21 protein-coding genes are annotated in these 22,028 nt (G+C 40.2%); 6 read left to right on the forward strand and 15 right to left on the reverse strand.

Annotated features, from left to right (window positions below):
* Positions 1–202: 202 nt before the first annotated feature.
* From NSQ76_RS09730 to NSQ76_RS09740, 3 genes are all read right to left on the reverse strand, one after another.
* On the reverse strand, positions 203–1,075 hold the full coding sequence (locus NSQ76_RS09730; RefSeq protein ID WP_034622062.1) for a LysR family transcriptional regulator: 873 nt from the start codon (positions 1,073–1,075) through the stop codon (positions 203–205).
* A 186-nt stretch (positions 1,076–1,261) separates the two neighbouring features.
* Positions 1,262–2,749, reverse strand: coding sequence for an FAD-dependent tricarballylate dehydrogenase TcuA (gene tcuA / locus NSQ76_RS09735; RefSeq protein WP_034622064.1), 1,488 nt, complete (start codon positions 2,747–2,749; stop codon positions 1,262–1,264).
* A 338-nt stretch (positions 2,750–3,087) separates the two neighbouring features.
* Positions 3,088–4,050: a helix-turn-helix transcriptional regulator gene (locus tag NSQ76_RS09740; protein ID WP_034622065.1), complete on the reverse strand. Its 963-nt coding sequence runs from the start codon at positions 4,048–4,050 to the stop codon at positions 3,088–3,090.
* 108 nt (positions 4,051–4,158) lie between these two features.
* Between NSQ76_RS09740 and NSQ76_RS09745 the strand changes: the two genes are divergently transcribed.
* Positions 4,159–4,638, forward strand: coding sequence for a GyrI-like domain-containing protein (locus tag NSQ76_RS09745; protein WP_034622067.1), 480 nt, complete (start codon positions 4,159–4,161; stop codon positions 4,636–4,638).
* Between the two features lie 21 nt (positions 4,639–4,659).
* Positions 4,660–5,124 carry a hypothetical protein gene (locus NSQ76_RS09750; protein ID WP_034622069.1) on the forward strand — a complete coding sequence of 155 codons (465 nt, stop codon included), beginning with the start codon at positions 4,660–4,662 and terminating at the stop codon, positions 5,122–5,124.
* 423 nt (positions 5,125–5,547) lie between these two features.
* Here NSQ76_RS09750 and NSQ76_RS09755 read toward each other — a convergent pair whose 3' ends face one another.
* The 3 genes from NSQ76_RS09755 to NSQ76_RS09765 all read right to left on the reverse strand — a co-directional run bounded on the left by NSQ76_RS09755 (position 5,548) and on the right by NSQ76_RS09765 (position 8,300).
* Positions 5,548–5,829 (reverse strand): hypothetical protein, encoded by a 282-nt coding sequence (locus tag NSQ76_RS09755; protein ID WP_025093189.1) that lies wholly within the window; start codon positions 5,827–5,829, stop codon positions 5,548–5,550.
* A gap of 5 nt (positions 5,830–5,834) precedes the next feature.
* Positions 5,835–7,523 carry a ribonuclease YeeF family protein gene (locus NSQ76_RS09760; RefSeq protein WP_445661662.1) on the reverse strand — a complete coding sequence of 563 codons (1,689 nt, stop codon included), beginning with the start codon at positions 7,521–7,523 and terminating at the stop codon, positions 5,835–5,837.
* A 357-nt stretch (positions 7,524–7,880) separates the two neighbouring features.
* Positions 7,881–8,300 carry a MarR family winged helix-turn-helix transcriptional regulator gene (locus NSQ76_RS09765; RefSeq protein ID WP_051582029.1) on the reverse strand — a complete coding sequence of 140 codons (420 nt, stop codon included), beginning with the start codon at positions 8,298–8,300 and terminating at the stop codon, positions 7,881–7,883.
* A gap of 170 nt (positions 8,301–8,470) precedes the next feature.
* On the opposite strand from NSQ76_RS09765, the gene NSQ76_RS09770 reads away from it, so the two are divergent.
* Positions 8,471–9,991 carry an MDR family MFS transporter gene (locus tag NSQ76_RS09770; RefSeq protein ID WP_034624366.1) on the forward strand — a complete coding sequence of 507 codons (1,521 nt, stop codon included), beginning with the start codon at positions 8,471–8,473 and terminating at the stop codon, positions 9,989–9,991.
* Between the two features lie 38 nt (positions 9,992–10,029).
* Here NSQ76_RS09770 and NSQ76_RS09775 read toward each other — a convergent pair whose 3' ends face one another.
* The 5 genes from NSQ76_RS09775 to NSQ76_RS09795 all read right to left on the reverse strand — a co-directional run bounded on the left by NSQ76_RS09775 (position 10,030) and on the right by NSQ76_RS09795 (position 14,626).
* Complete coding sequence (locus NSQ76_RS09775; protein ID WP_034624364.1) at positions 10,030–10,899, reverse strand: class II fructose-bisphosphate aldolase; 870 nt, start codon at positions 10,897–10,899, stop codon at positions 10,030–10,032.
* Positions 10,900–10,901: 2 nt separating this feature from the next.
* Complete coding sequence (locus NSQ76_RS09780) at positions 10,902–11,360, reverse strand: PTS sugar transporter subunit IIA (protein WP_025093184.1); 459 nt, start codon at positions 11,358–11,360, stop codon at positions 10,902–10,904.
* 15 nt (positions 11,361–11,375) lie between these two features.
* The gene (locus NSQ76_RS09785) at positions 11,376–12,791 is read right to left on the reverse strand and encodes a PTS fructose transporter subunit IIC (protein WP_034624362.1); all 1,416 of its coding nucleotides are present in this window, start codon (positions 12,789–12,791) and stop codon (positions 11,376–11,378) included.
* Between the two features lie 13 nt (positions 12,792–12,804).
* The gene (pfkB, locus tag NSQ76_RS09790; protein WP_034624360.1) at positions 12,805–13,719 is read right to left on the reverse strand and encodes a 1-phosphofructokinase; all 915 of its coding nucleotides are present in this window, start codon (positions 13,717–13,719) and stop codon (positions 12,805–12,807) included.
* Between the two features lie 130 nt (positions 13,720–13,849).
* A complete protein-coding gene (locus tag NSQ76_RS09795) occupies positions 13,850–14,626 on the reverse strand; it encodes a MurR/RpiR family transcriptional regulator (RefSeq protein WP_024425669.1) in 777 nt (258 codons plus the stop codon).
* A 159-nt stretch (positions 14,627–14,785) separates the two neighbouring features.
* On the opposite strand from NSQ76_RS09795, the gene NSQ76_RS09800 reads away from it, so the two are divergent.
* Positions 14,786–16,192 (forward strand): phospholipase D-like domain-containing protein, encoded by a 1,407-nt coding sequence (locus NSQ76_RS09800; RefSeq protein ID WP_341053526.1) that lies wholly within the window; start codon positions 14,786–14,788, stop codon positions 16,190–16,192.
* A 7-nt stretch (positions 16,193–16,199) separates the two neighbouring features.
* On the opposite strand, the gene NSQ76_RS09805 is transcribed toward NSQ76_RS09800, so the two are convergent.
* The 3 genes from NSQ76_RS09805 to NSQ76_RS09815 are packed head-to-tail and all read right to left on the reverse strand — an operon-like array spanning position 16,200 to position 17,826.
* Positions 16,200–16,685, reverse strand: coding sequence for a DMT family transporter (locus NSQ76_RS09805; RefSeq protein ID WP_341053528.1), 486 nt, complete (start codon positions 16,683–16,685; stop codon positions 16,200–16,202).
* 21 nt (positions 16,686–16,706) lie between these two features.
* Positions 16,707–17,387, reverse strand: coding sequence for a Crp/Fnr family transcriptional regulator (locus NSQ76_RS09810; RefSeq protein WP_208946158.1), 681 nt, complete (start codon positions 17,385–17,387; stop codon positions 16,707–16,709).
* A gap of 13 nt (positions 17,388–17,400) precedes the next feature.
* Positions 17,401–17,826 carry a DMT family transporter gene (locus NSQ76_RS09815; RefSeq protein WP_208946159.1) on the reverse strand — a complete coding sequence of 142 codons (426 nt, stop codon included), beginning with the start codon at positions 17,824–17,826 and terminating at the stop codon, positions 17,401–17,403.
* 211 nt (positions 17,827–18,037) lie between these two features.
* Between NSQ76_RS09815 and NSQ76_RS09820 the strand changes: the two genes are divergently transcribed.
* Positions 18,038–19,465 carry an aldehyde dehydrogenase family protein gene (locus NSQ76_RS09820; protein WP_024427775.1) on the forward strand — a complete coding sequence of 476 codons (1,428 nt, stop codon included), beginning with the start codon at positions 18,038–18,040 and terminating at the stop codon, positions 19,463–19,465.
* A gap of 71 nt (positions 19,466–19,536) precedes the next feature.
* Here NSQ76_RS09820 and NSQ76_RS09825 read toward each other — a convergent pair whose 3' ends face one another.
* Positions 19,537–19,935 (reverse strand): DUF3221 domain-containing protein, encoded by a 399-nt coding sequence (locus NSQ76_RS09825; RefSeq protein WP_145925719.1) that lies wholly within the window; start codon positions 19,933–19,935, stop codon positions 19,537–19,539.
* Between the two features lie 260 nt (positions 19,936–20,195).
* Between NSQ76_RS09825 and NSQ76_RS09830 the strand changes: the two genes are divergently transcribed.
* A complete protein-coding gene (locus tag NSQ76_RS09830; RefSeq protein ID WP_341053536.1) occupies positions 20,196–22,016 on the forward strand; it encodes an assimilatory sulfite reductase (NADPH) flavoprotein subunit in 1,821 nt (606 codons plus the stop codon).
* The last annotated feature ends 12 nt before the right edge of the window (positions 22,017–22,028 follow it).

Raw genomic sequence — 22,028 nt, forward strand, 5'->3', positions numbered from 1 at the left:
GTATACAAAGGGTTTTTTGTCTTCTTTTGCGTGTTTGCGAACCAATAAACGCAAAAAACCTTGAATGATATAAAGCCAGCCAAGGTTTTTTCACTTCTTATCATCTTTTGATTTCTTTTCCCTCCTGCCCATGCCTACCGTTGCATCGAGTGAATGCGATTTCAAAAAAAGAATGTCTTTTAAGAACAAATACAAAATGATGTCATAATACAGATGAAACTTGTTCTCCTCTTAGGAATTCAATAAATGCTTTAACAGTTTTAGTCTCTGTAGATTTCTGATCATACATGAGCCAAGTATCTCTAGTTAATGGCTTTTTCTTAGTATCATATATTTCCATTGTATATAGTTTATCTGAATTTCTTAAGCAAATCTCGGGTGCTATCGAGTACCCAAGCCCTTGCTTCACCATTTCTTTGCATGTCTCATGTCGATCAACTTTCATAGCTATGTTTGGTTGCAGGACTAGATTGTCGTACATCCAATCATCGAGAATAGTCTTTAAAGAATTATCAGTCTGATATTTTATAAATGGTAACAAAGGAAGCTGTCCTATATTAATGGGATCTCTAGAGATGATTAGTAATTTTTCCTTTGTAAGCCTCTCCTTCTCTCCTTTCCATCGATGGTCCCCTCTAATTATTCCAACTTGTACAATACCTGCATCTAATAACTTCATGACATCAGTGCTCCATCCAGTTTGCACACTAAATTGGACATTGGGAAACATGTTGGAAAAATCTCTAAGTAATTTTGGGAGCTTATATTGTGCGAAATTGCTGGAAACGCCAAGTCTTAAGTGTCCCTGTACCTCTTTTCCTAAGTTAATGATTTGATCCTTGGTATCCTGCAGTTCCTTTAGCATTCTTCGTGCATAGAAAACTAAATGCTCTCCCTCTACAGTAAAGGTAATTCCCTTATGTCTTTTGTTGAACAATTTAATCTCAAAAACTTCCTCAATCTTATTTAATCTATAAGTAATTGAGGGCTGAGATGTATACAACTTTTCCGCTGTTTTTGTTAAATTTTGCTCATTGTAAAGGATATCAAGTAAAATCCAATCTTTTTCATCCATAGTGGTCATCCTTTCTAAGGTTATTATAATTATAGATGTGTTCTTGTTAAATTGAATAATACTTTATTTTGTACATCCTACACGAACCTTATAACACGAAGTATACGTGCTGATTTACATACAGAGAGCATATCAAATAGGTAAAGGGGACTCTTTAAGAGTCCCCTTCACCCTATAGCCCTATTTCTATGCATGTTGTTTTAGAAATGATGCAGCATTGAAACCAGCAGTTTTCCCAAATACTGAACCAGACATTAAACCTGAACCACCTGGATAGTTCTCATAGAAAATACCCCCTACCATCTCACCAGCTGCGTATAAACCCTTGATAGGTTTATTTTTAGAATTTAAGACCTCTGCATTTGTATTCACTCGAAGACCGCCAAATGCAAAGGTAACACCGCATGTTACCGGATAAGCATAATAAGGTGCTTGATCTATTGTCAGCGCCCAATTTGTTTTTGGTGGCGTTATCCCTACAGTCCCCTTTCCATCCTTAATGGAAGGATTATAGTCTCCTTCTTGCACGGACAAATTATATTCATGTATCGTATCTTTAAACACTTCTTTACTGATTTTCATTAAGTCTGCAAGCTCTTCTAAGCTATCAGCTTGATAGCAGGTAGCTTCGTCCAAAGTATATTCATCGCGTAATAATGGATGTACTTTGGCATCAAATACTTGAAATGCTTTATGACCGGGCTGCTTGAGAATTTCTCTTCCATATTTAGCGTACGTATAATTCCTAAAATCTGCTCCTTCATCTACAAATCTCTTCCCTTCCAAATTAAACATTAAGCCAAGTGGAAAAGAGGATTTCTTGTAAATATCGCCAGGTTTGTTAAAATCACCAACCGCTGGAGCATTATAATCAGTGCCTATAGAATGGCAGCTGCCCCAATCTCCATATTTAGAAGCTCCAGCTTTCACTGCCATATCCAAGCCGTCTCCAGTGTTATATTCCGTACCTCTGACAATCGCACCTTCCCATTCCTTACCCAGGAATTCGATTCTCATCTTTTTATTTGCTTCAAAACTACCACATGCAAGAATGACGGTCTTAGAATAAATTTGAACTAACTCACCGTTCTTTTCAACTACTACACCCGTTACCCCATCATCAACACTAATTAAATCAACCGTTCTGGCATCATACTCCACTTTTATTCCTAATTGATCAACACATTGATAAAGTTGTTTGATGAGGCCAACACCTTTTCCAGAAGTCTTAAGAGGTAAACCACCCCAAAAATGCCGCTTTCCTTCTTTTTCATATGACTGATTATCATAATTTAATTCAAATTTTACTCCGTTTTTATACATCCACTTAATAGTTTCAAAAGATTTTGAAATTAAATGGCGGGCTAATTTGTTATCACTTTTACCAGAAGTCACTCTCATCAAATCATTCATGAAATCATCCTCTGTATAAGGAGGCATTACAATTTGTTCTAAGTCATAATCTGTCAAATCCGGAAGCACTTCTCTTAACATATCTAATCTGTTATAGGCTACTCGAATTGCACCATCTGTGAAATATGAATTTCCTCCACGTTTTTCCATAGGTGCCCTTTCAAGAACAAGTACATTTGCCCCTCCTTCATGCGCACTAATAGCAGCACACAAAGCCGCATTACCCCCGCCAACAATGATAACATCATATGAGTTATTCACTCAGCTACTCCTCCTTGACTTTATTTTGTAACATAAATGTACCTTAATGTTAAAGAAGATATAGCCATAAGTGAAATATATGTTTTTTTAATTCAATTTAAAATTTTGTTTATAACTGTTGATTGCTTTCAATTATTAATAGGTTTATCTATGTAAACATTTAGCTAATTAAGCACAAGGACTTTTAGATAAATTCTCTAGAGTTAATGGTTCAAACTAATATGAAGGAGTTAGATCCCTCTACAATATAAAAATGCCTTCCCAGTTAAGGAAGAGGCACTTTTTAAAAAAACCTATTTACTTATGGTACGGTTACCATGAGGTCTAACCAGCATTGATTATGGACAATATAGGAGTAGTCTCTCTTGTAAACTTTTCTTGATTTCTACAGGCATTTCCCGGATCTTAATATCATCGCCTAGGAAAAGTAGCCAATTTGTCATTTCCGTTATTTCTTCTGAATGATTAACATCGATAAAAGTCTTTAAAATGGCTGTAGTTTGGTAAGGATTCGTATAAGAAATTGACATTTTGAAAGGATGGTATTTTTTGAACTGTGCAATTGCCTTTGGACCAAGTTCAAGGACAAGGTTGATCACTTCCTCCTGCTTACTTAGTTTTTCTAAAATCTTTTTCCTGCTTAATCGATTTTTTGTAGAGCATGGTTCTACATCTGTGAGGTTGTCGACAGGCAAAATCCGTTTCTTCTCTTCCTTTAAATCAAAGCCTTCAATCAGCCAAAGGCTTTTTTCACGATAAAGGTTCAAGAGGTAAATAGGATAGGACTTCATCACTTTCTCCTCTCTCATGGTAATCAGTAAATATCGATCCAAAATAAGCAGTTGGATTAATTTTTCTAACATGGGATGAGGGAGATCTGTCAAATCAAGCAGATCAGGATTATTCGGATTAGTCCCTTCAAATAGCAAGAGGCGATTTAACAGAACAAGGTCATCTTGCTGGGTTTCTGAGATGAGTCCTAGTAATTTTTCAGCTAAAGACTGGCGACTCTTTAAATAAGGGAGTTGTTGGTTTCTTGTGGCCATAAAGGCAATAAAAAGAGCTTTAATTTCATTATCGGTAAAACGAACAGTTGGCAGGACGGAATTGTTCATCACAAAATATCCCCCGTCCCTTCCGACTTCAGCGACAAGCGGCATCCCCATAGCTTCAATTTCTCTGATGTCTCTAATTGCTGTCGAACGAGAGATATGAAATTCTCTCATGATTTCAGAAATTGTAAAGTTGGCGCGGTTGTTAATATACCGCATGATGGTATTAATCCGTTCAACTTTTTTCATCTGATCCCCCTAAATAGTATCATTTTTTGACATGATTTAAGCCTATTATATATTTATCAAGTGAAAAGAAAAAACATTTGATCAATTTTTCAAAAGGAAGTGTTGAATATGGCAGATTTTATACTAGAACAAAAAGACAGCTTTCACGTGTTAGGTATTGGAACTGAACTTAAAAGTCATTACACAGACTATGCGGGCATAACGAAGGAAAAAGCAGACTTTTGGCAAGCAGTCACACAAGAAGGTAAGCTTGACACCTTAAAAGCCATTGCCTCAAATGACTATATTTTTATCGTAAACGAAGCGGTAAATAACAAGATGATGCATTATGTCGGGGTCATGACAGAGGAATCGTTACCAGAAGCGGACAGAGTAATTCAATTTCCTAAAGGGGAATATCTAATCGTTAAAGGGGAAGCTAAAACCGCTGATGAATTGCATCAAACGCTTACTGGTATTGCATTTGGTCAAGTCTTGCCTGAAGCGAAGAATTTCGCCTATGTTGGTGGACCAAATGCAGTGGTAGAGATGGGGCAGCGAAACGACTTATTACTTGGTGAGATGTGGATTCCTGTTGTAGGAAAATAAGAAGGATATGGAGGGATAGAAATGGCCTATATCGTTGATTTTAAAAATGTGTCTACGATTGGTTTAGAGTCTTCACCTGTAGCAGAAGCACTTGCTGGCTTACGAGCTAATGAGGCTCGTTACTTTATGAACAAATATAAGCATGAATTTACAGTATTACCTGCCAGCGAAAGTCAGGATACCCTTGATTATGTGAACCGAGTGTTAAAAGAAGAACGTGAACTAGAGTTTGCAGCAAAACCTTTAGAAACGGCAAGTTTTCAAGTGGAAAATATCAAATGGACTTACGTCTTTTATGAGGATGGTCTTGCAATTAACGTCCTGTATACATTGGATGATCCGAAAAAACGTGCTGTTGGTTTTAAGCTTTCTGAAGGTATGGAAGTACCAAAGGAATTAGAAGGGAAATTTAAATTTGCTAGGCAGAAGTCTAAACTTGCTGGAACGATTCGTGGGTCATTTTTTAAAATTAAAGGGGAATATTGAACTCGAATTTGTGAATCTGATTGAACAAATAAATTAAAATTATTTCCTCTTCTAAACAGAGTAGCATTCTCTATGCATTATTAGAGGATGTTTTTCTGTTTATTGTACCCACTTCATTTTCTTATGAAGAAGTTCGCCGTTAAAATGGCTTGGCTATTTCACTGTTTAACATCTATACTTTTTTCAGATCTATATTCAAAGAAAATGATGTGAAGTATCCCTCATTCAAAAAACACTCACCATAAAAGCTGTGAGTGCCTAGTTTTGCTTGTCTCTATATACGATGATCCACACAGGAAAAAAGGTCCCCATTCTCCTTTTGGTCGGTTTTTTCTCGGATAGGAGTCCAGAGTCCAATAAACACCAAAAACCTTGAAAGGCATTAGCCCATCAAGGTTTTATATAATCTATAAATTCTGTAAATCATCTCCACCGCCAGCTAATTTCCCTATCAGGATAAACTGCAGGTATATATATCCCCCTTCTTTTATTTTCATCATCAATAATGTACCAATTGTTATCCTCTAACCATTCTTCATTAAAATTTGCTTCTACAAAATCATTTTCTTCATCAACAAGTGCTGCGAAAAAATCATTAAATTTGTCTATATTATTTGAAGGGGTAATCTCACCATTAACCCACATACCATCAACATTAATATCGCGTATATCTCCTAAAAACTCGTTTAGAAAGTATAATTTCACAATTCTCACTCCTTAGGTGAAACCTTAATATATTGGCTTGGAACTTCCCCTTTAATCAAATACTCATTATCCCTTTTAGTCCAATTAATCGCTCTTTTCTTCCAAAAATCAGAACAAGTAACATCTCTTTCAATCAACTTTTGAATTTGTTTTGGAGAAAGTATAACAACACCTTTTAGCTTTCCAGACTGTATATCTTTCCTTAAAGCTGATATGTTTAGTTCAATTGCATTTTCTCCATAATTTCCAATAACATTTTTGTTATTTGTAAAACTAGTATAAGGGCTATTAGATTTAGCTCCTTTTCTATAACCTCCAAGTATATGCTCTGTAACAGTCACTTCTCGTCCTTTATATAAACCTTCTTTACTAGCTGGTACTAAATCACCTGAACTTGATATATGAGGTTTACCAATTCCATTTGGTCTAGTTGGAGAGTGTAGTAAACTATCCCCTCTATATAAATTACTTTTGTTGGTTAAAGAAGCATCATCTATACCCCTAATCCCCATCTTCCCATGAAACCCTTTAGCCCCGATCGGCAAAAGCATCCCCAGAGCCGCATTCATACTCGCTTCCTGCTGTTCTTTTGAGATCTTGTTTCCAAACATGTCTCGGCCTGTAATTGCTTCGCTGAAGCCGTTGGTGGCGGTGAGGCCATATAAACCTTTTTGAGATGTTTTCAGGGCGTCAAAGGATTTTTGTGATGTCTTGTAGATATCGACTGCCCTGACTGCGGCTGATGTGGCTTGGGTCGTTTTATAGACAGCTTTTCCGCCTTTGAAAATGCGGCCTGCCCAGCCGACGATTGGGATGTAGCCTGCTGCTGCCATGCCTCCTGCCGCGACTCGCTGGCCTGCGGTGAGTTCCTCGCCTGTGATTGGATCAACGCCTGTTGCGGCACGTTTTGCATCGTTTACGCCAGTCAGTTCATTCACGATGTTTCCACCATAATCGAGGGCTTTTTCATACCAAGGGCGGTTGGCGAGGGCTTCTTGTTCCTTTGCGATCTTACGGGCTTCTTCTTGTTCTTTTTTGATTTTCAGATATTCAGAAGTTTGCTTCTCAATATCGCTCTTTGCCTTGTAGATTTCGCTATTTTGATACGCTTTCTTGTCAAAATTCATAGGCGAAATCGCTTTTCCGTCATTTGTCGCATTCATCATTTCAGCGTACAATGCCATTGTAGCTTGCTGTTCCGTCTCTGACAAAGCATATTCATCTTTTAAATTTTGATCGAGCTCTCTTAGATCTTTGACCGTCTTTTTTCGTTCATCTTCCGCATCTTCTATTTTTTCATCAAAGGTTTGACTATCAAATACCTCTAGAGAAATGAGGTCATCAATGTCTTGAAAAATGGTTTTGAGTGCCTTTTTTTGATCCTTTACAATGCTTTTGGCGTTTTTGATGCCCATATGTACTGCGTTGTCTAAAAAGTGTTCTTCTATAAAGGTATCACCGCCAAAGCTCGTATCATCCAGTGTCCCAGAAACACCTTCATGAAAGGCTTTTTGCTTATCAATGAAGCTAATAAACATGTCTACATTTCCAGCGAGCTCTTTATAAAAGCTTTTAATGTTATCGGCACCTTTCCCAGTGAAGTCGTCACCGAGGTTGGCCACACCTTGTAATGCCTTTTTTAAATCTACCATTTGTTCGCGGAGTTCCTGATAGTGTTTTGCCCTTGTGTCCATGGCACTTGTTAGTGCTTTTGCATCAAGTATCTTCCCCAGCAGAATTCACTCCTTCCTATTCATTGACAAGGTCAATTTTACCAATAAAGATTTTGTCATTAAATAGGAATATTGATACAAAAAACAGTACTTATTATGTAAATGAACAATGTTTCAATAGAATACTTTAGCTCCACTTTTGTCAGTAATAATTATGATGCGATATTTAGAACATCTTTTAAATAAATATTTTTTAAGCTACTTCATTATAAAATTGTTATAGAGCACTTCCATGGTAAGGAAGATGTCACTAGTCGAGGCAATCCCTACATGAATTAGGAATGCACTTAAAAAAGCACACCCGCATCAGTGTACTTTTTACAATTTAGACTTCAGCAATTGCAGCTCTTGCTCCATAATATCTGCTGCTTCAGTTATAAATTGAATAATTAAATCTAATTCTTCTGGTTTGTATTCATTTGTGAGTTCCTTCGTTGATGTTGATAAGGATCGAAAGAGTTCTTTTACCTGTGATTTCCCCGCTGTTAGAGGAACAATGATGACTCTTCGTTTGTCTTTTGGGTCCTTTTCTCTTTTGGCGTAGCCCGCTTTTTCAAGCCGGTCAATAAGAGCTGTGACCGCACCTGAGCTAAGACCTGTTTTTTCACTTAATTCTCCTGCTGTGAGAGGGCCGAGTTCGTTTAATAAATCGGCGGATTTGAGATCTGTTGGAAAAAGGCCGAGCGATTGAGCGGCCGCTTGGTGGAACAAGACGGTTCGTGTGGCGAGCCGCCTCATTGTATGTATGATCTGGGCTGCTCTGTCTTCAGCCTCGTTCTTTATTGACAACTTGTTCTCCTCCCTTTAAAATCAATTTATCTTGATCATCAAGATAAATGTTCTCTTACTTTATGGTTAAGTTGATCATAGCAAAAATAATGAGAGAACGTAAGCAGGAGGTAAATGAAATGAATCATGTGGATAAAGGCAAGGTATCCACTCGCTTTGTTGTCATCGGTTTGCTGTTAGGGATTTTTATGGCAGCGATGGACAATACCATTGTTGCAACAGCAATGGGAAGCATCGTAGCAGATTTAGGCAGTTTTGATAAATTTGCTTGGGTGACGGCTTCTTATATGGTGTCAGTGATGGCGGGAATGCCTATTTACGGAAAGCTTTCTGATATGTATGGTCGAAAGCGTTTTTTTCTGTTTGGACTTATTTTCTTTTTAATTGGATCAGCACTGTGCGGTATCGCACAAACGATGGATCAGCTCATTATTTACCGAGCCATTCAAGGGCTTGGGGGCGGTGCACTTCTTCCGATCGCATTTACGATTATCTTTGACATCTTCCCGCCTGAAAAGCGCGGAAAAATGTCTGGGATGTTTGGAGCAGTCTTTGGTTTATCAAGTGTACTCGGACCGCTTTTAGGTGCTATTATTACGGATTCGATCGGCTGGCATTGGGTTTTCTATATTAATGTGCCAATTGGTATTGTCAGTGTCTTCTTGATCGCCAGATACTATCAGGAATCGCTTGAACATCGTAAGCAGAAAATCGACTGGTCAGGTGCTATTACACTTGTCGTTGCGGTTGTCAGCTTAATGTTCGCGCTTGAGCTTGGCGGTAAATCTTATGCTTGGGATTCGGTGCAAATCCTCACACTTTTTGCTGTGTTTCTTGTGTTCGGTACGATCTTCTTTATTGTTGAGCGTAAGGCTGAGGAGCCGATTATCTCATTTTGGATGTTTAAAAATCGATTATTTGCAACATCTCAAATTTTGGCGTTTTTATATGGCGGGACATTTATTATTCTTGCTGTCTTTATTCCTATTTTCGTGCAGGCGGTGTACGGTGAATCTGCGACAAGTGCAGGGTTCATTTTAACACCGATGATGATTGGATCAGTCATTGGCAGTATGATTGGCGGAACGATGCAGACGAAGGTGCCTTTCAGACGTCTTATGACTATTTCTGTCATTTCATTTTTCGCTGGGATGCTGCTGCTTGCCAATATGTCACCAGATACAGCAAGACTGTGGCTCACACTCTTTATGATGATATCAGGCTTTGGCGTCGGGTTCAGCTTCTCCCTTCTGCCGTCAGCTTCAATGAATGATCTTGAGCCGCGCTACCGAGGCAGTGCAAACTCGACCAATTCATTTATGAGATCACTTGGAATGACGCTCGGTGTAACAATTTTCGGAACGATTCAAACCAATGTACTGACAAATCGTTTAGCTGATGCCTTTAGCGGAATGAAAGGAGCCCCTTCTCAAATAAGCGATCCACAGGCTATTTTCCAAGAAGGTGCCCGCTCACAAATTCCGACTGATATTTTAAATAAAGTCATCGATGCGATGTCACAAAGTATTACGTACGTATTTTTGCTTGCATTATTCCCGATTGCACTTGCGGCGATTACGGTCGTATTTATGGGAAATGCACGGGTACGCACATCTAATGAAATGAAGGAAAACGAATAATGTGAAAAAGCAGAGCGATAGCGGCTCTGCTTTTTTTCTTATTGATATAACGGATGGGCTTTGCCCTCACTGCCAACGATTCGTATTTTCGATTGGACCATGTCTTTTGCTGCTTGTTTTGCTTTTTGTAAATACATACGCGGATCTAAGCTTTCAGGTTCGTTTGAGAAATGATCACGTATCGCTTCGGAATATGCATTTTTCAGTTCAGTTGAGACATTCACCTTTGCCATACCAAGTGCAACGCATCGCTTGACGTCCTCATCTGGTACAGCGGAACCACCGTGCAGGACAAGTGGTACATCGACCAGCGCTGCAATTTGTTCAATGCGGTCAAAGTCAATATCCGGCACCCCTTTATAAATGCCATGGGCAGTACCAATCGCAGGCGCTAAAGTAGGCACCCCAGTTTCTTCTACAAATTGACGGCATTCTGATGGAACGGCTTTTTCAGCATCTTTTTCGTCGACGACGATATCATCTTCTACACCGCCTACCTTGCCTAGCTCTGCTTCGACATTTACACCGACTTTTAAGGCAAGATCCACGACTTCTTTTGTGCGGCGTACATTTTCTTCATATGAGTGCATAGATGCATCGATCATAACGGATGTATATCCAGCCCTGATACAGGTGAGAATCACATCAAAGTCTGTACAGTGATCCAGGTGAAGACCGATTGGGATTTGATATTGATCAGCAGCCGCCTTCACTGTATCTGCAATCGCTTTTGCTCCAAGAGATTGAACCGTTCCAACCGTTGTTTGCAGAATCACAGGTGACTTTAATTCTGCAGCAGTTTCGAGCACCCAATAGATACTGTCAAAGGAGTGTACATTGAATGCCACAATTCCGTATTGTTCTTTTTTCGCAGCCTCAAGCATTGGTGTTGTTGAAAGTAAAGGCATGATCAAACATCCTCTCTAGTTAAAATATCCGTTTCTAATACAGCAAGCATGTCTTCATTTGTTCTTGTTTCCAGCAGTTTTTGACGTTTCGTTTCATCCATTAAGCCTCGTGAAAGGGCTGAAAGAGCTTTTAAATGAGTCGTCCCTGCTTCACTTTTAGGGATCAGTAAGGATAAGAAGAAAAAGCAAGGCTTCCCATCAAAAGCGTCCCATTCAATACCTGTTTCCGTGCGGACGATCACAAGTGCTGGTTTCGTGATGGCTTCTGTTTGAGTATGCGGAATGGCAAATCCATCTTGAAATCCGGTTGTACTCAGTGCTTCCCTTTCCGCTAACCCTTTTTTGACATCCTCTGGTGAGGTGCAAATACCTGCTTTGTAGGCAATGTCAGCAATGGCTGAGAACACGCCAGCCTGTGAAGAAGCTGTTTCGTGAAGATTCATATAGATATGTTCCATCATTTCTCCTCCTCCGTTTTAAACTGCGGGGTTGTCTATTTTTTTACGGTAAAGTCCGTAGAGAATCGCACCTACGAGTGAGCCGATTAGTATGGAAAGCACCCATTGGAATGCACCTGTGACGACCGGAAGAACAAGGAATCCACCATGCGGAGCTGGAACCTGTACGCCAAACAAATATGTCAATATAGCAGAGATGGCCGAGCCAAACATGATAATTGGCAGGACAACGACCGGGTTTTTGGCCGCAAATGGGATGGCTCCTTCTGTAATATGTGTCGCTCCTAGAATATAGTTGATTGCCCCTGCATTTCGTTCTTGTGGCGTGAAATGTTTTCGGAAAATCGTTGTGGCAATCGCAATGATAAGCGGCGGTGTGATACATGCTGCTGACACACCTGCCATGAAGTAAAGGTTACCTTCTGCAAGTAAAGCCGTTCCTGTGACATAGGCTGCTTTGTTAAAGGGTCCGCCCATATCAAATCCACACATTGCTCCAACAATTAAGCCTAAAAGCAGCGGATTTGTGGATTGTACAGATGAAAGAAAGTCCATTAAGGAATTATTTAGCCCTGTGATTGGAACTAACAACGGGGTCATGACAGCCCCAATTAAGAAAATACCGATGACAGGATAGATGAAGATTGATTTTAATCCATCAAGTGATGCTGGTAATTTTTGAAGCAAGAATTGAAGCAATAAAATGATATATCCTGCTGCAAAACCTGCGATAATACCACCTAAGAATCCAGCACCTCCATCATTTGCAAGGAGACCACCTATAAATCCGACGACCATCCCTGGGCGTTTTGCGATCGAATCAGCGATAAATGCTGCTAAAATTGGTACCATTAAGCTGAAGCCAAGTCCGCCAATGCTTTTCAAGTAGGCAGCAAATGGATGATACGTTTCGTGTTTAGGATCAGCAGAGTAGATACCGAATAAGAAAGAAAGGGCAATTAAGACACCGCCTCCAACAACAAATGGGAGCATGTGTGATACACCGTTCATTAAGTGCTTATAGATCGTGTGTATCCATTTATTTGCCGACTTTTGTTGAGCTGATGTAGGAGCAGATGTTTTTTCTGTTCCAGAAGCTCTTCCTTTCACTTGATGAACGGGGGCATCTCCATTGATAATGCCTTGGATCAGTTCATTTGGCGTGCGGATACCCTTCGCTACAGGCACTTCAATCAGTGGTTTGCCGTGAAAACGATCTGTATTTACATCTTTGTCAGCTGCCACAATGACCCCATCTGCTTCCATAATGTCTTGATCAGTTAAAGCGTTTTCAATTCCTACTTGACCATGCGTTTCGACTTTAATGTCGACCCCTAGCTGCTCAGCAGCGATTTTTAATGCTTCAGCTGCCATAAATGTGTGTGCAATACCTGTTGGACAGCCGGTTGCAGCGACAATTTTTTTACGGCTCATGTGTTATTCCCCCTTATATCTTCTGAATGTGTACTTGCTCAATCAATGAATCAATATCATGTAAATCACTTAAGCCTTTTGAAAACGCAGTGGATGCTCCCGTTGCAATGCCGTAGCGTAAGCATTGTTCAGGTGAATGTTCTTCAAGGTGTTTACTAAGAAAAGCTGCGAGCATCGCATCTCCAGAACAAGCTGTGTTTACGACAGTGCCTGTTGGTGCGTTTCCTTTAAACACTGCGTCCTTCGTAATGAATAAAGCCCCTTCTCCCCCGCGGGAAATAAGCACTTGCTCTGCACCCATCTCAATGAGCTTCTCTCCTGATTGAATGAGTTCTTTTTCTGACAAAGGATGTGTTTTGCCGAAAAAAGCTGCAATTTCTTCTTCATTCGGTTTTAATAAATACGGCTTGTATTGAAGCGTCTCAAGAACAGCTGCTGAGCTTGTGTCTAAAATGAACTTGACCTTCTGTTGATGACAAATAGCTGCTACTTCTGAAAAAATGCTGGCAGGAACGCCTTTTGGCAGACTGCCTGACATGATGAGGATGCCTCCCTGCGGGATAGCCGCAATTTTCTCACGAAAGGCGTGAAGCGCTTTTTCTTCAATTGCAGGGCCTTGATTCACGAGTTTGTATTCTTCTGTCGTATTGATAAAAACATTAATGCGTGTAATGCCTTCAACCGAGATAAAATCGGTTTGAATGGAGAGATCCTTTAAAGATTGTTCAATATAAGAGCCTGAAAACCCAGCAATAAATCCTAATGCGGTGCTGGTGAAGCCATATTTCTTTAGCATAATCGACACGTTCACGCCTTTTCCATTCGGCTGATAATCTTCATCTTCTGTGCGATTGACTGCATTTGCCCGCATTTCTTTTAATGCAATATATAGGTCAATAGCAGGATTTAAGGTGCAGGTATAAATCAATTGGTTTCACCTTCTTTCTTTTCTCTAAAGAAAGTATCTCATACGATTCGGTGAAAATGTTTTCAGAATGTGTAAAGGTTTTCATGAGAAAAAGCCTTCCAGATCAAAGTCTCGAAGGCTTTCTTATTGGTTATTTCATTCGGATCACATAGGCATCGAGTAAAATGCGGGCAATGACATGAAGAGACAGGCGGGATCTGACTTCATAATCTGGGAAGAAAGATTGTTCCCCTTTATATCCGACTAGTGTCATATCTGATATTTTGCTTAATGTAGAATCTATTCTTGTCGTCACCGTAATGGTTGTGACTTGCTTCATACTGAGGTTTTGACACGCTTCAACAAGCTCAGCTGTTTCGCCATTTAATGAAACAAAGATAGCAAGCTCACTTTTTTCAATGTCTCGCGATTTCAGCCGAATGATATTCGGATCGTCGTGTACTTCACATGTTTTCCCGATGAGCTGTAATTTGATGGTCATCTCTTTGGCGATCATCTCTGAGAAGCCTCTGCCGAAAATATAAATTTTGTCTGCATTATGTATTTTTTGAACGGCATCTTCAATTTGCCCAATACTTTGCAGCTGTATCGTTTTTAAAACCTCTTCTTCATTTTTCCGAATCGCTAGTTTGATGTCTTCATCAATATTTTTGAGCTGGTCGCTTGCATCTGTCATTTTCTTTTCTTGTTTCAATCGATATTTAAAGGATGTATAGCCGTTATAGCCAATTTTTTTCATCAGCCTGACTATCGTGGCAGTCGAAACATTGGCTCTTTCGCTTAAAGTGACAATGGATAAGGTGGAGATATCCTCTAAATGCTGGTGAATATAATTGAGTAAATAACGTTCTGTTTCACTTAACGTTTGATATACATCGCTTGGGATGTTAAATAATGATTCATTCAATTCGATTCCCCCTTATTCATTTCATACTATAATTAAATGCCCAATAAAAACAAGATGATTCTTTTGTCATATATTTTGATGAACGGCGAAAATGAGTGAAATTTTAATTTTGACATAAACTAAGGAAAAGTTGTGTCTATGTGAAAGGAGCTGATCCGTATGCTTCATCTTTTGTTTTATCTGATCCTTCTCTATGTCGTTTATGTCTTTTTGACCGCGTTTGTTTTGTTTTATTTACCGATACAAAAAACATGCAAAGAACATTGTATCTATAAAGCCTCTTCGATCTCAGGCGACGATCAGGGCACAAATCAAGTAATGCTTCTTGACGATGGATTTGAGTCTGGTCAGGCCAGAATCCAAATGATTCGTGAGGCAAAGAGGATGATCCGCCTTAGTTATTATTCCATTCAAAAGGGAAAAACAGCCGAATGGGTACTAGGTGCTTTAATTGAAGCCGCTGATCGAGGAGTGAAAGTCCAGCTGCTTTTAGACGGCATTTGCCACAGTTTGCGTGGACCGCTGAAAGATTTACGATATGCCGTGGCAAATCACCCGAACATGGCCATTCGTTTTTATGAGCCTTTTCGGTTATTTAAGCCATGGACGTGGCATAACCGCCTTCATGATAAGCTTCTGCTGGTAGATGGCCGAGTGGCTGTCATGGGCGGAAGAAATATCGGTGATAAATACTTTGCAGATCAGCCGCCGAAAGACTTTGCATTTGACCGCGATGTGCTGCTCTATAACGACAAAAAAGGAAAAGTATTAGATGAAATGGAGCAATATTTTGTTTATTTATGGAATCATGACTTTACGAAAAGAACAAAAGCTGTATTCTCCAAACAAAAAGCAAAAAAAGGCTTAAAACTAAGAAAGAAACTGCTTAAATCCTATCAGGAGGCAGTGCATGCGAAAGAACCTTTTGTGATGTCCTCCTTTCATTGGGCAGCAGATGGCACCTCAGTGAAACAGATTGCATTTTTTACAAATCCTGTGGAGCGTTTCAATAAGCGTCCTCTTGTGCTGAAAAAACTAAACGATCTTGCTCACCGGGCAAAGCGTTCTGTGCTCATACAGACGCCCTATGTCATCCCGACACGCCCCATGAAAGACGGCCTCACTCCCTTAGCTAGCGGGATTCAAACGACAGTTGTCACGAATTCTCTTACAGCGACGCCAAATCCGTTAGCTTTTGCAGGTTACTTAAGCACGAAAAAGGAACTGATGAAAACAGGCGTTCATTTGTACGAATATGAAGGTCCGTATTCCATTCATGCAAAATCGATGGTCATTGATGATTATTTAAGTATTATCGGAACATATAATTTAGATGCGAGGTCTAGTTTTTTAAATACAGAGTCGATTTTGGTCATTGATAGTGCCCCGTTTGCGCTATCACTTACTGAGGCAATTGAACGGAAAATCGCTTATAGTTATCTCGTCGCGAAGGATAAAGCAGCTTATAAATCGAACGCCTACGGGCAGAAAAAAAAGCCTTTAATGAAAAGGCTCCTTTTAAATGGTTTATCCGCGATAACCGTTCTATGGCGGCGGTTAATCTAAAGGGCAGCTACTCTTGTGGCAGCCCTTTTTCTTCTGATTGCTCCTCTTCTGCTGACTCCAATTTGGTCAATTTAAACACCAGGATCCCCGCAACAATCACAATGACACCTAATAGTTTTGCGGGAGAAAATTCCACTTTTTCTAACCCAAGCCAGCCGAGCGAATCGAACAAAAGCGCGGAGCCGAGCTGTGAAATCAGGACAATCGAGATTCCATAAGTCGGACCGAGACGTTTGATGCTTTGAACGAGGCAGATGACCACCCCTACTCCAATGGCTCCGCTAATCCAGTACCACGCTTCCATATGTCTTAATTGAAACATGCCGGTTCCTTCTAGCAAAAGACCCATCAAAAGTGAAGCAATAAAGCCCATACCTAGAACGAGAGTGGTCGTTGACCAAGAGCCTGTCTGCTCATTGACCTTACTGTTAAAAATGGTTTGTAAGCTGACAAGTGCGCCAGCTGCAATGGCTAATCCTATTCCTATGATCATGTCTGAATCCCTTCATTTCTTCTATTCATAAATGTTTCGCTCCGCTATTTCTAAGAGTCCTTCCCGGTCAAGGATCGTAATCTTCCCTCTTCGCCTCTTGATCAGCCCTTTTTCACAAAATTGCTGAATCACCCGGTTAATATGACGGTAGCTTGTACCAATTAAGCTCGCCGCATCAGTAAGACGAAGTGCGCTCGCGCTGTTATCCCCTGTTAACACAGACAATAAGTAGCTTGCGAGTCTGACCTCTACAGGGTATAAAAGGTGGAAGCTCAAATCGTTTGATTTCGTATAAAATTTGTTTGTGATGCCCTTTAGTAAAAAGGTTAACACGCGGGGGTCATCCTTCGCATGGCGCATGAGCGCTTGATGAGAAATCCTTAGCATATGTACTTCTGTGACAGCCTCCACTGTATTGACCATATCAGTCTGCTGAACGTATTCAATATCTCCAATCGCTTCAAGAGGATGTTTAAAACAAAGAATGAAGGTCTTTCCTTCTTTTGTGGTGGTGAAAATCTTTAATTTTCCTTTTACTAACAAGTACAAGTGCTCCCTCTGATCTCCCTTTGAACAAATCAGCTCACCTTGCTCATAGCGCCATAAGCTGACGTGTGATATGAGTTTCTGATGAAAGACGTTTTCTAATTCATGTGCCTTGAGATAAGAGGAAAATAGAGATTCATCATGAAGCTCCTCCATCTGACGCCCTCCTTTATAACTTTAAAATGATTACGCCTGCGATCATCAATAGAATTCCTGCATAATGCTGCCATTTCATTTTCTTCTTCTGTACACCAAACCATCCTTTTGCATCGATTGCAAAGGTGAAAGCAAGCTGAGCAATGAGTAAAGCAGCGATGGTCAGTGTGACACCGATCATTTGAATCGCAGTCACTTCATTGAAAATAATAATGGCTGCAAATGCACCGCCTACTAAATAAAGCGGCTGCACCTTTCGATATTCTCGAAAGTGTCCGTCACGTACGAGCAGTAAAATGATCAGTGCAATAATAAAACCGGTCAGCTGCGTGATGGTTGCCGCTTGCCATGTGCCGATATCCTGGCTGATTCTTGCGTTTGCGACGCCTTGCAGTGTAATACAAGCGCCTCCTAATAAAGCGAAAATAACACCTTTCATTCGTTCAAATGCTCCTTCTTTTTCAGTCTAGTTCCATTAAAAGATAGATGCCCTGATGTTGAAAAGGACATATGTCCCACTTAGCGTATTATATCAGAAACTTTTTCTTTTACAGTTGCATCGTTTTAGATTTTTCACAGTGGGTACAGTTTTATATCACCTGAAAACAGAATATTGAATGGAATCACATATAAAAAGGAGACATGTCAGAATGAGAAATCAAGAGAAACATTTTATTAACGGAGAATGGATCGCATCAACAGGAAACGAAACGACGGAAGTCATCAATCCTGCTACAGAGGAAGTCATTGGCACCATTAGTTTAGGTACAAAAGAAGATTTAGATAAGGCAGTCAAAGCTGCTCGTGCCGCCTTCCCTTCTTTCTCAAAAACATCTCGAAATGAACGCGTAAAGATGCTGGAAAACATTGTGCGCGGCTACGAAAAGCGTAAGGATGAACTAATTGAAGTCATGACACAAGAGCTCGGTGCACCGCTGAAAGTATCGGAAGAGGTTCATTACAAAATGGGACATGAACATTTTTCTAAAGCAGCGGAAGCACTTAAATCGTATACATTTACTGAGGACCGCGGCGGACATACCATTATAAAAGAAGCGATTGGTGTCAGCGGATTGATTACACCTTGGAATTTCCCAACAAATCAAACATCACTTAAAATCGCGGGTGCCATTGCAGCAGGCTCACCAGTTGTCTTAAAGCCTGCGGAAATTACACCTTTTGCCGCAATGATTCTTGCAGACATCATTGATGAAGCTGGCGTACCGAAAGGCGTCTTCAACCTAGTTAATGGAACTGGTGATGTCATTGGTGACGGCATTAGCTCACACCCTGATATTGACTTTGTTTCATTTACAGGATCAGGCGCTGTCGGCTCTAAAATAATGGAAAATGCTGCAGACAATATTAAGAAAGTGGCTCTTGAGCTCGGCGGGAAATCCCCTCTTATCATCTTAGATGATGCAGATGTGGATGAGGCAGCCGAAACAGCCGTTCATCATATTGCGATGAATACAGGTCAAGTGTGTTCCGCAGCTACACGTGTGCTGATTCCTGAATCAATGAAAGACGCATTTGAAAAAGCGCTGCTGAATGCTCTGCCGAAGTTTACAGTTGGTGATCCGCGAGAAGATCACGCCACTGGTCCGCTTGTCTCCAAAAAGCAATGGGATACCGTGCAGTCTTATATTGAAAAAGGAATTGAAGAAGGTGCTCACCTGCTTGCTGGGGGAACTGGTAAGCCGGACGGACTAGACAAAGGATATTTCGCCAAGCATACTATTTTCACAAATGTGAAAAATGATATGACCATTGCGCAAGAGGAAATATTCGGACCCGTCATGAGTGTGATCACATATCAAGACTTGGATCATGCCCTTGAGATTGCCAATGATACAGTATACGGCCTTGCTGGCTATGTGGTTGGAAAAGATGAAAAAACATTAAAATATGTAGCTGAACATATTCGTGCCGGTCAAATTACCATTAACAATGCCGAAACAGATTACTTTGCCCCGTTTGGCGGCTTTAAGCAATCTGGTATCGGAAGAGAATGGGGAGACTTTGGGATCGAGGAATATTTAGAAGTGAAAGCTGTGATGGGACTTCCAACAGCATAATTTGAAAAAGGAGAAAAACTCTAAGGTTTTTCTCCTTTTTTCATGATAGAAAGAATCTGCCCCCTGCTCCCCTACTTATCCATCATGATTTTATATTTTTCGACCTTTGCTTTAGGAGGAAACGATTCTTGTAACTCATCAAACCAAACCTCAATCGTTTGACCCTGTGACAGCTCTTTAGAATCTACTTTTGTTAAATCCATAACGATAAGATCATTTTTATACTTTTCAATAAGAAGATGGGTTTTCAATGAATCATCGCTTTTTAATGGCGTTTTATTGTTTATAAGAAGTAAATTCGTCTCCCCTTTTCTTAGCAGGATGCCTTTTTTTGAAAAAGGTGCTGTTGTTTTATTCTGATTGTATGAATCTTTTATATTATCCTTTGGAGAATTGCACGCTACTAATAAAATGAGAAAAATCAAGATGACAAGCCGAAAACATTTTATATTTTTAAACTTTATCTGCATCAACTTTCATACACCTCTTTTCAATTTTTTACGATCGTCTCTTCATTCAAAACGGCCCATTTTTCTTAAGGTGCTTTATACAGTTAAGCGATTCACCTTCAAGTTCTGTCACTTTGCAAAGGTATTAGAAATCTTAATCATGACAATCAATATTATATATTTTACTTAATGGCAAACTTTCGGTAAAGTTCAAATTGAACCTATATATATAATTCCTATCGAATTAATCTATGTTTATATTCCTTGTGAGGTGGATATCGTTGCAACTTCATGTATTGAACAGTCCGTTTAGTCAGGAGCAGGCAGAACTGCTTAATCAGCTGCTTCCGACTTTAACAGATCAGCAAAAAATTTGGCTTACCGGTTATTTATCAGCACAGGCAGCTTTAGCCGGATCAGAAAATACTGCCCTAGCCCCTTCTCCTTCTGCCGCAGCACCAGCGCAGCCTATCAGCAAAGATGTGACCGTCCTTTATGGCTCACAAACAGGCAATTCTGAAGGGTTAGCAAAAAAGACAGCGCAGCATCTTGAAGAGAAAGGTTTTCAAGTGACGCTCTCTTCTATGTCAGATTTTAAACCAAATAGTCTGAAAAAAATAAACAATTTACTGATTATCGTCAGCACACATGGCGAGGGAGATCCGCCTGATAATGCCCTTTCTTTCCATGAATATGTTCACGGCAGACGTGCACCAAAGCTTGATCATTTAAGCTTTTCTGTCCTATCACTTGGTGACAGCTCTTACGAATTCTTCTGTCAAACAGGTAAAGAATTTGATGAGCGCTTAAAAGAGCTTGGCGGAACGCGTCTTTTCGATCGAGTGGACTGTGATCTTGATTATGATGAGCCGTTTTCTGAATGGCTTCAAGGGGTGGCATCTTCACTTAGCGAAGGTGGAGCCGCAGCAGCCCCGCAGGAATCAGCTGAAGCAAACACTCAAACGGCTGCATCTGAATACTCAAGAACAAATCCCTTTTATGCTGAAGTGCTTGAAAATATCAATCTAAATGGCCGCGGTTCTAACAAAGAAACCCGTCATTTGGAGCTTTCTCTTGAAGGATCAGGACTTGTTTATGAGCCGGGTGACAGCCTTGGTATTTATCCAACAAATGATCCTGCTCTTGTTGATGAATTGATCACAACATGCGGATGGAATGCAGAGGAAGCCGTAACCGTTCATAAAAACGGCGACACGCTTCCTTTAAAAGAAGCACTTACCTCTCATTTTGAGATTACCGTATTGACAAAACCTCTTCTTCAAAAGATGGCGTCCTTTACAAAAAGCGAAGCCTTGCAGGCCCTTTTAGAAGAAGGAAACGAAGAAAAGTTAAAAGCATATATAGCAGGAAGAGATTTAGTAGATGCTGCTCGTGATTTCGGTCCTTTTGAAGGAACAGCGGCAGACTTCACTGCCATTTTAAGAAAAATTCCGGCTCGCCTTTATTCCATTGCAAGCAGCCTTAAAGCAAATGAAGAAGAAGTTCATTTGACGATCGGTGCTGTGAGATATGATGCTCACGGAAGAGAACGTCAAGGTGTCTGCTCAATCTTATGTGCGGAGCGCTTAGAGCCAGGTGATAAGCTGCCTGTTTATATCCAGCACAATCAAAACTTTAAGCTTCCTGAAAACCCTGAAGCACCGATCATTATGGTAGGACCAGGCACAGGCATTGCCCCTTTCCGTTCCTTTATGCAGGAGCGCGAGGAAGTCGGTGCAGACGGAAAGTCATGGTTGTTCTTCGGTGATCAGCACTTTGTGACGGATTTCTTATATCAAACCGAATGGCAAAAGTGGTTAAAAGATGGTGTGTTAACGAAAATGGATGTGGCTTTTTCAAGAGATTCAGAGGAAAAAGTATATGTCCAGCACCAAATGAAGAAACAAAGTAAAGAATTATTCGAATGGCTGGAGCAAGGTGCCTATGTATATGTCTGCGGAGATGAAAAACATATGGCGCATGATGTTCATAATACCCTTCTATCAATCATCCAAGAAGAAGGTGCGATGAGCAAAGAGAAAGCAGAAAGCTATCTAGCCAACTTGCAGCAGCAAAAACGCTATCAGCGTGACGTATATTGATTGAATGCTTGA

Source organism: Bacillus sp. FSL M8-0256 (assembly GCF_038005765.1).
Lineage (GTDB): Bacteria > Bacillota > Bacilli > Bacillales > Bacillaceae > Bacillus > Bacillus safensis.